We start from the raw sequence: 15,273 nt of genomic DNA, 5'->3' as shown, positions 1-15,273 counted from the left end.
TGCAGGGTGATGAGATACAGAAATATGCCACTCGCTGTTAAATGAGCGGCATTATCCGTTCTGGAGGCGGATTGTTTTCGTCAATAGCATTAAAGCGGCGTTGTGTGCTGTTGAAACCTACGATTGCAGCGCTGGCAAAATCTTTGAAAGCTTATCCAACGTTTCTTGATACTCAGAGGCGTAATCGCTATCTGCCACGACGCCGCCGCCAGCCCAAGCGTAAAGTTTGTTTTTTTCCGCTACAAGAGTTCGGATAGTAATGCTGGTGTCCATACGACCATGGCGTGAAATGTAGCCAATACTGCCGCAATACGCGCTGCGTCGATGCGGCTCCAGTTCTTCAATAATCTGCATTGCGCGAACTTTAGGTGCTCCCGTAATTGAACCGCCTGGAAAACACGCTCGCAGCAAATCCGCAGGAGCGTATTGTTCATCCAAATTTGCACGAATGGTGCTCACCAAATGATGCACGGCAGGGAAGCTTTCAATATCGAACAACTTTGGCACGTGGACGCTACCCGGTGATGCAACTCGACCAATATCATTACGCAGCAAATCGACAATCATCAGGTTTTCTGCCTGATCTTTTTCCGCTGTCTGCAAGTCATGGGCATTAGCGTTATCTTTCGTTGGATCTTCGCTGCGTGGGCGAGTACCTTTGATTGGTTTTGTTTCAATGACGCGATCTTTGAGCTCTAAAAAGCGCTCTGGAGAGATACTCAAAATCGAAGACTCAGGCATACGGATAAACGCTGAGAATGGCGCTTGGTTGGCGGACTCCAATTTCAGATACGCTTGCCACTCGCTGCCTTGATACGGTGCGTTAAAGCGCTGCGCCAAATTGATCTGATAACAGTCACCGCTCAACAAGTATTCTTGCACCTTGTCAAAGCGAGTAGCGTAGCTCTCTTTCGTCATGTTTGACTGCCAAGCACCAGACAAAGCGAAGTCAACGGTTTGTTCTGCTTTTTGCTCGTTTAACCACTGCCAAGCTTGCTCGATATTCTGACCAACTAGGCATGCTTTTTTAAGCTTGTGGTCAACAACAACGGCCCATTCATACAGACCTACCGCCATATCCGGCGTGTTGAGATCTTTTTCTGCCACTTCTGGCATCGTTTCTACGCGGCGACCTAAATCGTAACTGAAGTAACCGAGCGCACCACCAACAAAAGGCAAATCCAATTCTTTATTTAACTCTACGTGAGGAAGCCACTGTTCTTGCAATTGATGAAGCAGCGTGAATGGGTCATCTTGAGTTGAATAGGCATTCGATGGCGTTTCAACTTGTGTGTTGTCGGCAGTGGTTTCTAACGTTGCAATCGGGTTGGCGACCAACACATCGAAGCGGCTATCGATATGCGTTTTTGATGCAGAACGCAGCAACATCGCCCAAGGTAGGTGTTGAATGCGAGAAAAAAGGTGAAGAGCAAACTCTGGTGCGTATTCCAACGCTTTAAAATCAATGAATTGATTGTCCATGTTGTTCATTTGTGTAATTTGTGACAAAGAGATCGTTCACTGCATGGCATGTCATGGGCAGCAAGAGTATCATATTCCTCTGTGTAGCCAAACTCCCTCTATTCATAGGGTTTTGAGATGGTTTACAAGTAGGCAACTTCAGCATTTCGTGTGTCGATATCAGCCGTTCGACAATTGTTTATAAAAAACGAAGCTCAAAAGAGCAATAAGCTTAACAAACACGATTGAAGCCAAGCCAATAATGGAAGCATAACTATAACGAGGCATGTAATGACGGTAATACGCAAGCAGGATGTGATCAGCAGTGTCGCTGATGCGCTACAGTATATTTCCTACTACCACCCGCTAGACTTTGTTCAAGCTCTTGAAAAAGCCTATCACCGCGAAGAGAGTCAAGCCGCGAAAGACGCGATTGCTCAGATCCTAATTAACTCCCGAATGTCCGCAGAAGGTCACCGTCCAATTTGTCAGGATACTGGTATTGTGACGTGTTTCGTCAACATCGGTATGGGCGTGCAATGGGATTCGACCGACATGACGGTTCAGCAGATGGTAGATGAAGGTGTTCGACAAGCGTACACGAACCCTGATAACCCGTTGCGTGCGTCAGTACTTATGGACCCTGCTGGTAAACGTATTAATACCAAAGACAACACGCCTGCCGTCGTACATATCAACATGGTTCCGGGCGATAAAGTTGAAATTCAGATCGCTGCGAAGGGCGGCGGTAGCGAAAACAAAACTAAGATGGTGATGCTAAACCCATCTGACGATATTGCTGAGTGGGTAGAAAAAACGCTACCAACAATGGGGGCGGGCTGGTGTCCTCCTGGCATGCTTGGCATTGGTATCGGCGGTACGGCTGAAAAAGCAGCGGTATTGGCAAAAGAATCTCTAATGGAACACATCGATATTCAAGAGCTTATTGACCGTGGCCCACAAAACGCAGAAGAAGAGCTTCGTTTGGATATCTTCAATCGCGTGAACAAACTTGGTATCGGTGCGCAAGGTCTTGGCGGTTTGACGACTGTTGTCGACGTTAAAATCAAAACTGCGCCAACGCACGCGGCTTCTAAGCCTGTTTGTTTGATCCCGAACTGTGCGGCGACTCGTCACGTACACTTCACGCTTGATGGTAGCGGCCCAGCAGAGCTAATACCACCTAAACTAGAAGATTGGCCAGACATTACTTGGGAAGCGGGCGAAAATACGCGTCGCGTAAACTTAGACACAATTACTAAAGAAGAAGTACAAGAGTGGAAGACAGGCGAAACGGTTCTTCTATCAGGTAAAATTCTGACTGGTCGTGATGCTGCGCATAAACGTATTCAAGGCATGCTAGATAATGGCGAAGGTCTACCTGAAGGCGTAGATCTAAACGGTAAGTTTATTTACTACGTAGGCCCTGTCGATGCAGTTGGTGATGAAGTCGTTGGTCCTGCTGGCCCAACAACATCAACGCGTATGGATAAATTCACCGATATGATGCTAGAAAAAACAGGCATCATGGGCATGATCGGTAAAGCTGAGCGTGGCCCTGCAACGGTTGAATCTATCAAGAATCACAAAGCGGTTTACCTAATGGCTGTCGGTGGCGCTGCGTACTTGGTGGCGAAAGCGATCAAGAAAGCTCGCGTTGTCGCATTTGAAGATTTAGGTATGGAAGCGATTTACGAATTTGAAGTTGAAGATATGCCAGTAACAGTGGCTGTCGACTCAAATGGTGTTAACGCGCACCAAATCGGTCCAGACACTTGGAAAGTGAAAATTCAAGAGATGGAAGCATAAGGCAAAGGGCAATCTTGCTGCGTCTCAGTAGAGAGAATGTGACAAGGTGCTGATTTACCTAGCAAACAATTGACAAAAGTGCAGCGAAACCTGCACTTTTTGTCTATATAATTAAGGATATAAACCTTTAGGCATAGCAATCAAACGTTATGCGAACAATAATTAGGAGACGGCATGCCTCGTTTTATTCAGATTCTACAAATTATTCTTGCTGTAGTGATAGGTGGCTTTGTTGGCTATGACTTGATTCTTCACGGTATCAGCATCTTTGATGAAAAGTACGTAACCATCACATGTGTGTTGTGGTTGATTTTGGAAATCGCTCTATTTGTTATCTATAAGTTGATCGAAGACGACTAGGCTTAAAGAAAGCGGGTTCCTGTTTAACATAGTAATCAGCGCATATAGAGTTACTAATGCTGTAGATTAAGTAAGCCTCTGAACCACTCAGGGGCTTTTCTTTTTTTAATACAGCATCAAGCCGGATGTTTTGTTCATCTTTTATTAAGGTATATAAAGTTAAACTCATAGAATTCGGGATAGAACAGTATTCATAGATCGAAATTCGAAGTCGCTGACAACGTTGTTTTAAAGTGGAGTAAGATAAAGAAGCGTAATGAAGAGAATAAAGAAAGAAGTTAATGACTTTATCAACAGAGGTATGGACTCTAATGTTCGAATTGCTGTCACCGGACTTTCTCGTGCCGGTAAGACGGCATTCATCACGTCATTAGTGAATCAGCTTCTTCATACTGCAACCCATGACAATTTGCCTCTTTTGACTGCGGCTAGAGATAAGCGCCTTATTGGGGCGAAGCGTGAGCCTCAATCGAATATGATGGTGCCACGCTTTGCTTACGATGAGGCGATGAGCCAAATTCATGCCACTCCACCTCAGTGGCCAGTACCGACACGTGATGTGAGTGAGATTCGCTTAGCGCTCAAGTACAAACCAAATAAAACTACGAAAAAGCTGTTGAGTAAAACCGCAATTTTAAATGTTGATATTATCGACTATCCAGGAGAGTGGTTGCTCGACCTGCCTTTATTGGACATGGACTTTGCAACGTGGTCGCAAACTCAGTTTGATGCACTTAAAGGCCAGCGTGGCGATTTAGCCAAAGCTTGGCTTTCTGAACTGGAGAAAGTGGATCTCTTTGCAGAAGTGAATGAGAAACTACTTGAGAAAGTTGCACACACATACACCGAGTACCTTCATGCTTGTAAAGACGTTGGCCTTCATTGGGTTCAGCCTGGCCGCTTTGTATTACCTGGTGAACTAGCAGGTGCGCCGGTACTACAGTTTTTCCCGTGTCGCGTTGATTCGGAAAGCAAAGCGTCCAAGGGCAGTAACTTAGCGATGCTAGAAGCCCGTTTTCAGGAATACCAACAGAAAGTAGTGAAAGCGTTTTATAAGCATCATTTTGCGACCTTCGATCGCCAGATTGTACTGGTGGATTGTTTGCAGCCTCTCAATGCTGGTGATGAAGCGTTTTACGACATGCGCCAAGCGCTAGAACAGATCATGCATAGCTTCCGTTATGGTCGTAGTAGCTTTTTGCGTCGTTTGTTCTCACCAAAAATCGACAAAGTGTTGTTTGCTGCTACAAAAGCGGATCATATCACGCCCGATCAGCACCCAAATTTGGTGTCTCTGCTCCAACAAATGGTGCATCCAGCATGGCAAACGGCAGCCTACGAGAATATTGAGATGAGCTGCATGAGTATCGCTTCCATCCAAGCAACCACGACGGGGTTTATTTCCTCTGGAGATAAGACCATCCCGGCGTTACAAGGAACAACATTGGGTGGTGAGCCGATGACTATGTTTCCCGGAGAGGTGCCGAAAAAGCTACCAAATGCAGCTTATTGGCAAAACAACGGGTTTGATTTTACGTCGTTTCGTCCGATGCCCTCACCGAATGATGAGCCAGTGAAGCACATACGCTTAGACAAAGCACTGGATTACCTGATTGGAGATAAATTGAAATGAGTGAGTTGAAGCAAAAACAAGTTTTCTCTGAAAAGGTAATGGAAAAAGAGCAGCAATCGAATCAACCGGAGTTGACGGCGCAGCAAACATTCGGCGAAAAAGAAACATTTGTACCTGTTGAAGTTAAAGAAGCGCACCAGGAGACCGAACAGGAATTGCAACTCGAGCATGTCATTCGTCCAAAATCGGGCAGAAAATGGCTCGCGACTGGCGCATTTGCAACTTTTGCTGGTTTGGTTGGCTGGCAAGCGGTGGACTCGGTTATAACCGCAATTCAGGCTTCTGATTGGCTGGCCTTAAGCTGGACGGGGTTTATTGCTGCGATCGCTTCGCTTGGTTTAGGAGCTATGGGTAAAGAGCTTTGGAAACTGCGAAAACTACGAAATCATTTTAGTGTTCAAGAAGAAGCAGAAGCACTTGTTAATAGTGAGAGCGTTGGGAAAGGGAAAGCCTTTTGCGAAACCGTAGCAGAACAAAGTGGTGTGATGGCAGAGAATCCGGGCTTTGATCGTTGGCAGAACAGTATTAACCCTGCTCATAGTGACGCTGAAATTCTTGATATGTATGACTCGATGGTGGTGAGCCAACAAGACAAGTTGGCAACGAAAATCGTATCACAGCACGCAACCGAGTGTGCGGCCCTAGTCGCCGTGAGCCCTCTGGCTGCCGCTGATATGTTGCTGGTGGCGTGGCGAAATTTCAAAATGATCGACAACCTCTCCAAAGTATATGGGGTAGAGCTAGGTTATGCCTCTCGCATCAAGTTACTAAGAGCGGTATTTGTCAATATGGCGGCGGCTGGAGCCAGTGAGCTCGCTATTGATGCCAGTATGGATTTGATGTCGATGGATCTTGCTGGCAAAGTTTCTGCTCGTGCAGGGCAGGGACTAGGTGTTGGTATTCTAACGGCACGTTTGGGCTTGAAAGCGATGACCTTATTGCGTCCACTACCCTGGTATCCTGACCGTCAGGTTAAGTTGGGCACCATACGCAAGGCAGTGGCGGCGAAAGTTGCATCAATTACGATGAAACCGTAACGAATATCAACTTTGATGGATAGGATTGCTTGACGCCATTCCAAGCATGATAGAAACTACTGTCAACTTTTCCTGACAGTTGTGAATTGGGATATTTTAAGTGCGTCTTGAAGTCTTATGTGAAGATCGACTCGGCTTGACCCGAGAACTGCTCGATATTTTAGCGTCTAAAAGCATCGACTTGCGTGGTATCGAAATCGATATTAGCGGTATTATCTATTTGAATTGCCCGGATATTGATTTTGATACGTTTAGTGAGCTGATGGCTGAAATCCGCCGTATTCCGGGGGTGAAAGACGTACGTAAAATCCAGTTTATGCCGATGGAGCGCCACAATACGGAGCTGCTCTCGTTAGTTGATAACTTGCCCGATCCGGTTTTTGCCATTGATCTTAAAGGTGCCGTAGACATGGCAAACATGTCTGCACTTTCATTGCTTGGCCTTCACAAGCAAGAAGTGATTGGTACTCAAATCGGTGCTTTGTTACCAAGTGTTCGTTTCTCTCGTTGGTCTGAAGGTGTTAATGGTCGAACGCGGGAAAACCTTGTGATTGATGGCTTGGACTATGTTCTAGAGTTGATGCCCGTTTATATCCGAGACGAAGCGCAAAACTCGACTCTAGCGAGTACTCTAATGACGATTCGCTCTAGTCAGCAAGTTGCCAGAATTGAAGAAGCACTACCGCTGCATAATCCTCTGGGTTTTGAGCACTTTGTTGGTATATCGAACCGTCATAAAGCACTAATGAACCAAGCTAAGAAGCTGTCTGTGCTTGACCAACCATTGTTGATTGAGGGCGAAACGGGGACTGGTAAAGAAATGCTTGCTAAAGCTTGCCACAGCCGTTCTAGCCGCGCGAGCAAGCCATTCCTAGTTTTGAGTTGTGCTTCTATGCCTGACGATGTAGCAGAAACCGAACTTTTTGGTCATGCGCCGGGTTCATTCAATCATGAACAAGGCCACAAAGGCATCTTTGAGCAAGCAAATGGCGGCACGGTATTTCTTGATGAAATCGGTGAAATGAGTTCGCACCTTCAAATCAAGCTGTTACGTTTTCTACAGGATGGTAATTTCCGTCGTGTCGGTGCAGAAGATGAGATGCATGTCGATGTTCGTATCATCGCTTCAACAAAACATAACCTTGCCGAGCTTTCTGAAGCAGGAATGTTCCGTGAAGATTTGTATTATCGTCTCAACGTACTTACGCTCAGCATTCCTCCGTTACGTAAGCGCTCAAACGACGTTGCACCATTGCTTGAGTTGTTTGTGGCGAAACATGCTCAACAGCTTGGGATTGATAAGCCAGAGTTTGATGATGGTCTAGTTGATGCCCTTGCAAATTATCAGTGGCCAGGAAACATGCGCCAGCTGGATAACATGGTTCTTCGAGCGCTCACGGAAATGGATGGTGATATACTAAACGCGGATCACTTCAATTTACCTCAGCCTCAGTCAGTCGGCGCTGGTAGTGCAACGCTTAACATCGACGGTTCTTTGGATGAGATCATGCGTGATTATGAATCTCAAGTTCTGGAACGTTTGTATCAGTCATTCCCATCAAGCCGCAAGCTTGCTAAGCGCTTGAATGTATCGCATACCTCAATCGCTAATAAACTGCGTGATTACGGTATACGTAAGAATTAATCGAATTGAACGAAAAGACGGAATTAATCATTTGTAATGGAAGATAACAGCTCATCTATCGCCGTTCATAAGTTGGACGGTGACTTGCTTCTTCGTACCGCTGAAATCGGTGACGCAGATATGATTGCCGAATATTTTCAAGCCAACCGAGAATACCTGAAACCGTTTGAACCGAAACGTGAAGAGGCTTTTTTCTCAGTGAACGGTTGGTTGCAAAAGCTTATCAAGCTCAATGAGCTGCATCGAATGGGATTGGGGTATTATTGCCTTTTAGTCAGAGCCTCTTCGGGTGAAATGCTAGGTACGATATCCTTTAGTAGTTTGAGTCGTTTTCCTTTTTATTCTTGTAACGTCGGATATTCTCTCGCTGAAAAAGCGCAAGGGCATGGTTATATGCGTCGTGGATTAACCATGGCTTGCGACTACATGTTTAACGTTCAGAAACTGCATCGTATTCAAGCTGGCTACATGCCTCACAATAAACGTAGTGAAGCTGTGCTAGAGCATGTAGGTTTCAACCGAGAAGGGTATGCAAAAGATTACCTTTTGATTAATGGTGAGTGGCAAGACCACGTTCTAACGTCGCTTATTAATCCGAATTGGCAGCCAGAAGGGCGATAGTATGGAACGATTGGAAAAGCAGTTAGCACTTGTAATCGAGCTCGATAAACTCAAAAGCATTTTGCGCCGAACTCGAGTTAAAAGTGCTGAAGGGCGCCTCGAAAATAGTGGTGAGCATAGTTGGCATGTCGCACTGATGGCAATATTGATGGAAGAGCATGCGAATGCACCTGTTGATATTTGCCGAGTGATGAAAATGTTATTGATACATGACGTAGTAGAGATCGACGCGGGCGATACCTTTGTTTATGATACTGCTGCGTCTCAAGAGCAAGCAGAAAAAGAAATTAGAGCTGCAGAGCGCTTGTTTGGTATGTTACCCAGCGATCAGGAGCAAGAGCTATTGGCGCTTTGGCATGAATTTGAAGCCGCGCAGACCGATGATGCTAAGTATGCAAAAGCACTCGATCGATTAATTCCAATGCTCTTGAACTACCATAATAATGGTCAGAGTTGGAAGGAACATGGTGTCTCACGCGAACAAGCACTTACCATTAATAAACGAATTGAATTTGGCTCTGTTACCTTATGGGACAAAGCGAAAGAGTTGATTGAAGAAGCCACAGAGAAAGGTTGGCTGAAATCGTAATAAAGGAGACTGAATGTCTTATTTGCCTTTGGATGAATACCAAAGAAAATGGATTTTTACGCATCAGTCGATGCCTGTGCCAGAAGAAGATTTGGCTTTTATTAAGCCGATGAACCAAGCCCGTTCAGCACAATTTTGGAAAGAAAATATCAGTGCTCAAAGCCCTGATATGGATAGACTTAGTTCCCAAGACTGGCCAATGAATGAGGCGAATTGGTCTGAAACTGTGGATTGGATGGCTGCGTGGGAGTCGGATGAACCTGACATGCTAGCGGAAGTTGAGGCACATATCGATTGGCAAGACGATGTGACCGTTTACTTTTGCTACGAGAAGTACAATGTCATCGAAACGAAATGGTCTATTTTTAAAAAGCACTGGAAGAACTTTCTCTTTTATGACGATGGTCCGATACTAATAGGACGTCGCCGTTCACAAGCACTTTGGTTTGATTCAAAAGGCAATGTGAAACTCGGTGTTCGTCAATAACGAGTTATAAAGCAAAGCCACCTTTCGAGGTGGCTTTGTTTTTCTAAAGGCTGGATAATGGACTCAACACACCGCCAGCCCCGCGCTCGATAACGTGAGTATAGATTTGCGTGGTTTTCACATCAGTATGCCCTAATTGTTCCTGAACAGTTCTAATGTCTGCGCCAGATTCCAATAAGTGCGTGGCAAAACTGTGTCTTAGTGTGTGGCAAGTTACAGTTTTCTCAATGCTTGCGTCGCTTGCCGCGCGCTTTACTGCTCTTTGTATTGCGCTTTCATTGATATGATGCCTTCTGAGTTCACCAGTGTCTCGATCTGCGCTTAACTTTGTTGATGGAAACAAAAAGTGCCAGTTAAAATCTAGCTCCGCTTTTGGGTATTTACGTCGTAAACCTTCAGAGATGTATACGCCCGCATAACCAGGCATGTGCCTATCTTTAAAGTAATAGTTTCTTGCTAAATTAACTTGAGCTTTGAGTGGTTCATGCAGTTCTTTGGCTAATGTGACTGTACGATTTTTACCTCCTTTTCCTTGCCAAACGCGAACTGCACCATAATCATAATCGATGTCTTGAACTCTTAAGCGTAAACATTCCATAACTCGAAGCCCTGAGCCGTAAAGCAGCTGAATATGGAGTCTATACCTCGGGTCGATATGCTGAACGAATCTTCGGATCTCCTCCCTGGTTAATACAACGGGAAGTTTCTTTTCGGTCAAGGATTTCTGAAATCTCATATCAAGTGATAGTGGGGTTTTGAAATAATCACGATATAAGAATGATATTGAGTTCAGCGCCAAAGCTTGCGTTTTTACCGCAACTTTTTCTTCTACCGCTAAGTAACTCAGAAATTGAATGACATCATCTTCTGCTAGTGTTGATGGGTGTGCAAGTTGGTGAAAAGTGATAAAGCGTTTTATCCAAAATAGATAACTTTCGATAGTTTTATTCGCATAATGACGAGTAAGCATGTGCTCTTTTACACTAAGTAAAAACTGACTTTTCATGATAAATTAACCTGTTTATTTATACAGCTCCGTTAATGTATCACCACTTTTGAAATTAGCGTGCTGTGCGCCGACTAATTGCGCGCGCTACCACACATATTCATACTGTTTTTCTATTTGTTTCATACATATAAGTGCTACGATTGATAGCGCTTTTGATAAGAAAGAAGGCGGTAGCCTGCCAGAAAAACGGCAAATCGCCGTATAGAAAGCGTTAGCTATTTCTCGTATATAAAGGAGTTCCAGTGGTAAAAGTTCTCGTTAGTTCATGTCTGGTTGGAAACAACGTTAGATACAATGCGAGCTGTTTATCAGTCAAAGAGCCTGAGCTGCTATGGCTCAAGTCAAACGCAGAACTAGTGACCTTTTGCCCCGAAGTATCTGCAGGTTTACCTATTCCTAGAGCACCTGCCGAAATCATTACTGGTAAAGGTGTTGATGTGCTTGATGGTTTGGCAAACGTTGTTGGAAATGATGGTATTGATGTTACTGAACAATTTGTAAGTGGGGCAGAGAACGCTTTGGAACTTTGCAAAAAACAGCAAATAAAGTACGCGATACTCGCTGAAGGCAGCCCTTCCTGTGGCAGTTTAAAAATTTATGACGGTACATTCAACGGGATCAAAATTGATGGCTCAGGGGTAGCTACTGCATTGTTAGAGCGCAATGGAATTAAAGTCTACAGTCAACATACGATAGCTAAGCTCCGAGAGACGTTGGAACAAAATAGCTAACAAACTGTTCAAGAGGGATTCGCAACGCGTGGCATTTTTACTATGCGTTCGTTTTAGTGATTAAGGTGGTATGCGGTGGGATCGGTATTGCGTTGCTCACCCCTTAACAGGGCGTTATAAATTAGGAGAGCTATTGTGCAAGCTGATAGTATAAAGAACCCTATGTTTGACCTATTGTTATTTATGCAAACATACGAAAACAATGGTTTAGATGATGAAAAATTTATTCGTAAATGCAAGAACTTAGTTACAAACTTTACGAAATTGTATTTGTCGGTTGATTCTATTCTTAATGAAAATTCCTCTGGATTTGACTATAAAAGAAATGAGTTGATGCGCATTCAAACGATTGAATATTGCTACCTGAAAATAAGTACGATTTGGGACTTGGCTTATCAGATCGCAGATTATGTTCTTGGTTACAAAAAAGGCAATAAATATGAAAAACTGGAAAATAGTTTTGAAGAATATAAGCGTAGCCATGACTTTTTATCTTTATCTTGGTATCAAGATATAAATAAAATTAGAAATCGTATTGTTCATGGGGGGGTAAATATTATTCCTTTCTATGACAATGATGAATTGATGTTCAATGTTTATAATGAAAATGTAGACAGTGTTATGCCACATTGTTCAGTATACTCGAAACCTAAAGGGCTTATGGTATCAGCTGGTTCCTACTTCATATATTACACAAGCATTTTATATAATTATCTGGTTGACTTCTTTTCATACGTACTCAAAGAGCTTAAAAAATCAGTCAAACCGACAATTGTGCTTGATGAATTCGCAGCGGAGTTGATAGAGGAGAGAAGTGGACGATGGTTTTTTGATCGTTTAAGTGAGTATAACGCTTATGCTAGGGAAACTCTTAACCTACCTCTAGGGGAAAATATAAATGACTATTCTAAAAGTCGATTAAGTGTGACTAGGTTCTATGAAGAAGCTGGTACTATTCCTTTTAAAAGAAAGATGATTGAAAGTATTGCGGATAAATATTCACTTTCTTATGAATGGCTTAGTGAAAATGAGCTGTCAATTCCTATAACTGAGGCGTTAATATCTTGCTCTGATGAGTTTTATCCCGAAATCACAAGGGGGGACTTGGACTTAAGGATGTCATCTCCTAACGAAGACCGTACTGCATCGATCCTTAAATTTGAATTTTCAGATAGTTGTTATGAGTACAGTATGCAATAAATTTATAACAAAGCATTTAAGAGTGATTCGCAACGCTTGGCAGTTTCGCTTCGCTCAAGTATAGCCAAACGTCGCTCACACCTTAATGCGGCGTTATACAAACGGAGGTAACTGTGAGTTTAGAAGAACTTAATCTTGAAAATCTTCCCCTTCAAAATGAACTGGTTAAATCTGCTTGTTCTGCGTTTATTTGCGAAGACAATGTGGTTGCCGCTGTGCTATTAGGCTCATTGGCTTCAGGTAAGGGTGACCGAGTATCTGACGCTGACATTTTGATTCTTACTCAAAATGAATTCCATAAATCCACACAAGAGTGTTTCTCAGCTTTTGAGCGTGGCAAAGAAATTTTCTATCGTAATCAAGGCTTCCATAACGAGAATGCTTACTTTACAAAGTACATCTTTACGGATTTAACCAGCACAGAGATTCATTGCCTAGATCTAAGCGAACCTTTTGATATATCAAGACCTTTCAAAGTGCTATTTGATAAATCGGGTGCTGTGGAGTCTCGATTAACCGATGCTCCAGCACCAAAGCATGAAGACTTTCCTGCATATACAAATGGTGACCAAGGCTTAATCTGGGAGCTTTTAGAGTGTATAAAGTGGTTAAGCCGAGGTAAAAATGAACTAGCCAAATCTTACCTTAAGAAGTTGGCGGCTAAGCTGTAAAAGTTTGTATAACAAAGCGTTTAAGACGGATTCACAACGCTTGGCAGTTTTGGTCTAATTCAGCTTAAGTGTTTACGGTGCAATGGTTTAGGTGAGGTGGTCGCGTTGTTCACCCCTTAACGCGGCGTTAAGAGTCTTAGGAGAGTTATTTGGACATCAAAGAAATTAACATTAGCAGTGTTAGCAGTTATGTAAACCAAGTTAGTAAGGTTCAAGATACTTGGGATACTCACCATGCTGATATATGGTTTCGTGGTATCGCAAGCCGTGATTATAAATTAGTTCCAGGTATTACATGGCGTAAGTTATCAGAACCTGAATTAATTCAAGATTTCATGCTCTATTATGAGGCATATACTGATAAATCAATTGATGATCCTTGGTCCCTTTATGCCCTAATGCAGCATTATGGTCTTCCAACCCGATTATTAGACTGGACGAAAAGTCCGCTTGTTGCTTTGTACTTTGCTCTTGAAGAGGACGGTGATAAGCCTAAAAATAATCGCCGTATTGTGTATATGATGGTACCTCATTTGATCAACGAGAAAGTAGTTGATAATGGATATGTTTCTAATGTATCGAGCGATCACGGTTATGAATTTGATAACTATCTCCCCTCTGTACTAAAAAACAGAGGAGAAACTCCGAAAGAGCCTTTAGCAATCTATATACCTAACAATAATAGGCGAATATTGTCACAACAAGGTGCCTTTACGGTGCATGGCACTGATGAACGCCCAATTGATGAGTTTTTCGTTGAGAATGATATTAAGAAAATAGTTAAGTTTGTGATTAGAGAACAAGATAGAGATAAACTGCGTTCTGAATTGTTTGCATTAGGCTATAAAGAAGATGATATATATCAAGATCTTAACTCATTGAGTAAGAGAGTGATTCGTGAGTGGACAGACTCTTAACAAAGCATTTAAGAGTGATTCGCAACGCTTGGCGTTTTCGCTTCGCTCAAGGATAGCCAAGCGTCGCTCACACCTTAATGCGGCGTTATATTATTTATTGAGAAGCGATGAAAAAATTAAAGAATTGGCTAATTGAACGAGTACTGAAACATGTGGTTTCTCAGAATTGCCCTGCGAGAATACCTCGCTCGGGAGACGCAGGTTCGAAAGTAAGATGCTACTCAACAGTTATTAAAGTTATGGGCAAAGAAGAGTTACTAGCGAAACAAGTTACTGATGGAAAAGTCATAGGGTATTTGTGGGATAAGCATTTACAACGCTTTGATGAAGAAGCCACAATCGAGTTGCATTGGTTAGAACCAAATAGTTTAGATATTCGTCGGTACATTGGTTATTTCGAAGTTACCTATGAAAGTTTGTGGGACTACCTTATCAATGATCAAACGGGCTATATGGCATTTAGAGCCTTCCTGTTCCGCACCCGTAGTCGAGTTGCCCAGTATGTTTTTAATAAACGCACTCTAGAATTAAAAAAACGGCATGAACTACTATCTTTCCTTATACAAAACTATGGCTCAATGAGGTCTGAGTTCTCCCTTATAACCTTAATGCACAAGGCTTATTCTCTCTATTCATTTCATCATCCGGATAAAGAAAAGCTAAAACGATTGCTAGAACTACAGTTAGACTCATTTGTACAGTCTGGCGAAATAAAAAGGCAGGATGGTAGCTATAAATTAACGGGCAAAGCAATCCAAACATTGGAAACATTTCAGTTGGAAAGCCGCAGGCATAAAATGGCCGTAATACAACAATGGCTAATGATTACATTAACATTCGTGTTAGCGCTTATAGGGCTTGTCCAAGCCAATATAATCAAGTTTCCAACAGTCTGGGAGCTAAAAATAATATAACAAAGCGTTTAAGACAGATTCCCAACGCTTGGCATTTTTCATTCCATCGTTGGGTATTGTGTTTACGGTGGTATGGTTAAGTTTCGTGGTGGCGTTGCTCACTACTTAACGCGGCGTTAGGCGACATGAGACAAACGATAGACTAGTGGGTAGTATCTTGGCGTGAATCTAGCTTCAGTTAACAGAAAA

15 protein-coding genes are annotated in these 15,273 nt (G+C 43.1%); 13 read left to right on the top strand and 2 right to left on the bottom strand.

Annotated elements, in window-relative coordinates:
* Positions 1–117 precede the first annotated feature (117 nt).
* The gene (gene pabB / locus R8269_RS15905; RefSeq protein WP_149191757.1) at positions 118–1,482 is read right to left on the bottom strand and encodes an aminodeoxychorismate synthase component I; all 1,365 of its coding nucleotides are present in this window, start codon (positions 1,480–1,482) and stop codon (positions 118–120) included.
* 270 nt (positions 1,483–1,752) lie between these two features.
* On the opposite strand from pabB, the gene R8269_RS15900 reads away from it, so the two are divergent.
* From R8269_RS15900 to R8269_RS15865, 8 genes are all read left to right on the top strand, one after another.
* Entirely contained in the window at positions 1,753–3,270 is a 1,518-nt protein-coding gene (locus R8269_RS15900) for a fumarate hydratase (protein ID WP_017636098.1), read from the top strand.
* A 174-nt stretch (positions 3,271–3,444) separates the two neighbouring features.
* Entirely contained in the window at positions 3,445–3,630 is a 186-nt protein-coding gene (locus R8269_RS15895; protein ID WP_005376906.1) for a hypothetical protein, read from the top strand.
* Between the two features lie 256 nt (positions 3,631–3,886).
* Positions 3,887–5,263: a YcjX family protein gene (locus tag R8269_RS15890; RefSeq protein ID WP_064368575.1), complete on the top strand. Its 1,377-nt coding sequence runs from the start codon at positions 3,887–3,889 to the stop codon at positions 5,261–5,263.
* Positions 5,260–6,300, top strand: a complete 1,041-nt coding sequence (locus R8269_RS15885) for a YcjF family protein (RefSeq protein ID WP_005388274.1) — start codon at positions 5,260–5,262, stop codon at positions 6,298–6,300. The genes R8269_RS15890 and R8269_RS15885 overlap by 4 nt, the downstream gene beginning before the upstream one ends.
* A 100-nt stretch (positions 6,301–6,400) precedes the next feature.
* A complete protein-coding gene (gene tyrR / locus R8269_RS15880) occupies positions 6,401–7,945 on the top strand; it encodes a transcriptional regulator TyrR (protein WP_017820442.1) in 1,545 nt (514 codons plus the stop codon).
* A 36-nt stretch (positions 7,946–7,981) separates the two neighbouring features.
* Entirely contained in the window at positions 7,982–8,566 is a 585-nt protein-coding gene (gene rimJ, locus R8269_RS15875) for a ribosomal protein S5-alanine N-acetyltransferase (RefSeq protein WP_005376916.1), read from the top strand.
* Between the two features lies 1 nt (position 8,567).
* Complete coding sequence (locus R8269_RS15870) at positions 8,568–9,155, top strand: HD domain-containing protein (protein WP_005376917.1); 588 nt, start codon at positions 8,568–8,570, stop codon at positions 9,153–9,155.
* A gap of 13 nt (positions 9,156–9,168) precedes the next feature.
* Entirely contained in the window at positions 9,169–9,642 is a 474-nt protein-coding gene (locus R8269_RS15865; RefSeq protein ID WP_054574728.1) for a DUF2947 domain-containing protein, read from the top strand.
* 43 nt (positions 9,643–9,685) lie between these two features.
* Here the strand turns inward: R8269_RS15865 and R8269_RS15860 are convergent, their stop codons facing one another.
* On the bottom strand, positions 9,686–10,648 hold the full coding sequence (locus R8269_RS15860; RefSeq protein WP_017636093.1) for an integron integrase: 963 nt from the start codon (positions 10,646–10,648) through the stop codon (positions 9,686–9,688).
* 245 nt (positions 10,649–10,893) lie between these two features.
* Here R8269_RS15860 and R8269_RS15855 point away from each other — a divergent pair, with 245 nt between their 5' ends.
* From R8269_RS15855 to R8269_RS15835, 5 genes are all read left to right on the top strand, one after another.
* Positions 10,894–11,382, top strand: coding sequence for a DUF523 domain-containing protein (locus R8269_RS15855; RefSeq protein WP_318222590.1), 489 nt, complete (start codon positions 10,894–10,896; stop codon positions 11,380–11,382).
* A 135-nt stretch (positions 11,383–11,517) separates the two neighbouring features.
* Positions 11,518–12,582: a hypothetical protein gene (locus tag R8269_RS15850; RefSeq protein WP_215810217.1), complete on the top strand. Its 1,065-nt coding sequence runs from the start codon at positions 11,518–11,520 to the stop codon at positions 12,580–12,582.
* Positions 12,583–12,695: 113 nt separating this feature from the next.
* The gene (locus R8269_RS15845; protein WP_017634132.1) at positions 12,696–13,253 is read left to right on the top strand and encodes a nucleotidyltransferase domain-containing protein; all 558 of its coding nucleotides are present in this window, start codon (positions 12,696–12,698) and stop codon (positions 13,251–13,253) included.
* A gap of 149 nt (positions 13,254–13,402) precedes the next feature.
* On the top strand, positions 13,403–14,170 hold the full coding sequence (locus R8269_RS15840) for an FRG domain-containing protein (protein ID WP_215810228.1): 768 nt from the start codon (positions 13,403–13,405) through the stop codon (positions 14,168–14,170).
* Positions 14,171–14,277: 107 nt separating this feature from the next.
* A complete protein-coding gene (locus tag R8269_RS15835; protein WP_215810229.1) occupies positions 14,278–15,084 on the top strand; it encodes a hypothetical protein in 807 nt (268 codons plus the stop codon).
* Positions 15,085–15,273: the final 189 nt, after the last annotated feature.

The sequence above is a fragment of the Vibrio sp. Vb0667 genome (assembly GCF_033391095.1).
This window is presented reverse-complemented; position numbering and strand designations above follow the sequence as displayed.

What these genes read in the sequence shown, in the direction of transcription:
- pabB (WP_149191757.1), bottom strand. Translation starts at nt 1,482, where the DNA reads ATGGACAATCAATTCATTGATTTTAAAGCGTTGGAATACGCACCAGAG.
- R8269_RS15900 (WP_017636098.1), top strand. Translation starts at nt 1,753, where the DNA reads ATGACGGTAATACGCAAGCAGGATGTGATCAGCAGTGTCGCTGATGCG.
- R8269_RS15895 (WP_005376906.1), top strand. Translation starts at nt 3,445, where the DNA reads ATGCCTCGTTTTATTCAGATTCTACAAATTATTCTTGCTGTAGTGATA.
- R8269_RS15890 (WP_064368575.1), top strand. Translation starts at nt 3,887, where the DNA reads ATGAAGAGAATAAAGAAAGAAGTTAATGACTTTATCAACAGAGGTATG.
- R8269_RS15885 (WP_005388274.1), top strand. Translation starts at nt 5,260, where the DNA reads ATGAGTGAGTTGAAGCAAAAACAAGTTTTCTCTGAAAAGGTAATGGAA.
- rimJ (WP_005376916.1), top strand. Translation starts at nt 7,982, where the DNA reads ATGGAAGATAACAGCTCATCTATCGCCGTTCATAAGTTGGACGGTGAC.
- R8269_RS15870 (WP_005376917.1), top strand. Translation starts at nt 8,568, where the DNA reads ATGGAACGATTGGAAAAGCAGTTAGCACTTGTAATCGAGCTCGATAAA.
- R8269_RS15865 (WP_054574728.1), top strand. Translation starts at nt 9,169, where the DNA reads ATGTCTTATTTGCCTTTGGATGAATACCAAAGAAAATGGATTTTTACG.
- R8269_RS15860 (WP_017636093.1), bottom strand. Translation starts at nt 10,648, where the DNA reads ATGAAAAGTCAGTTTTTACTTAGTGTAAAAGAGCACATGCTTACTCGT.
- R8269_RS15835 (WP_215810229.1), top strand. Translation starts at nt 14,278, where the DNA reads ATGAAAAAATTAAAGAATTGGCTAATTGAACGAGTACTGAAACATGTG.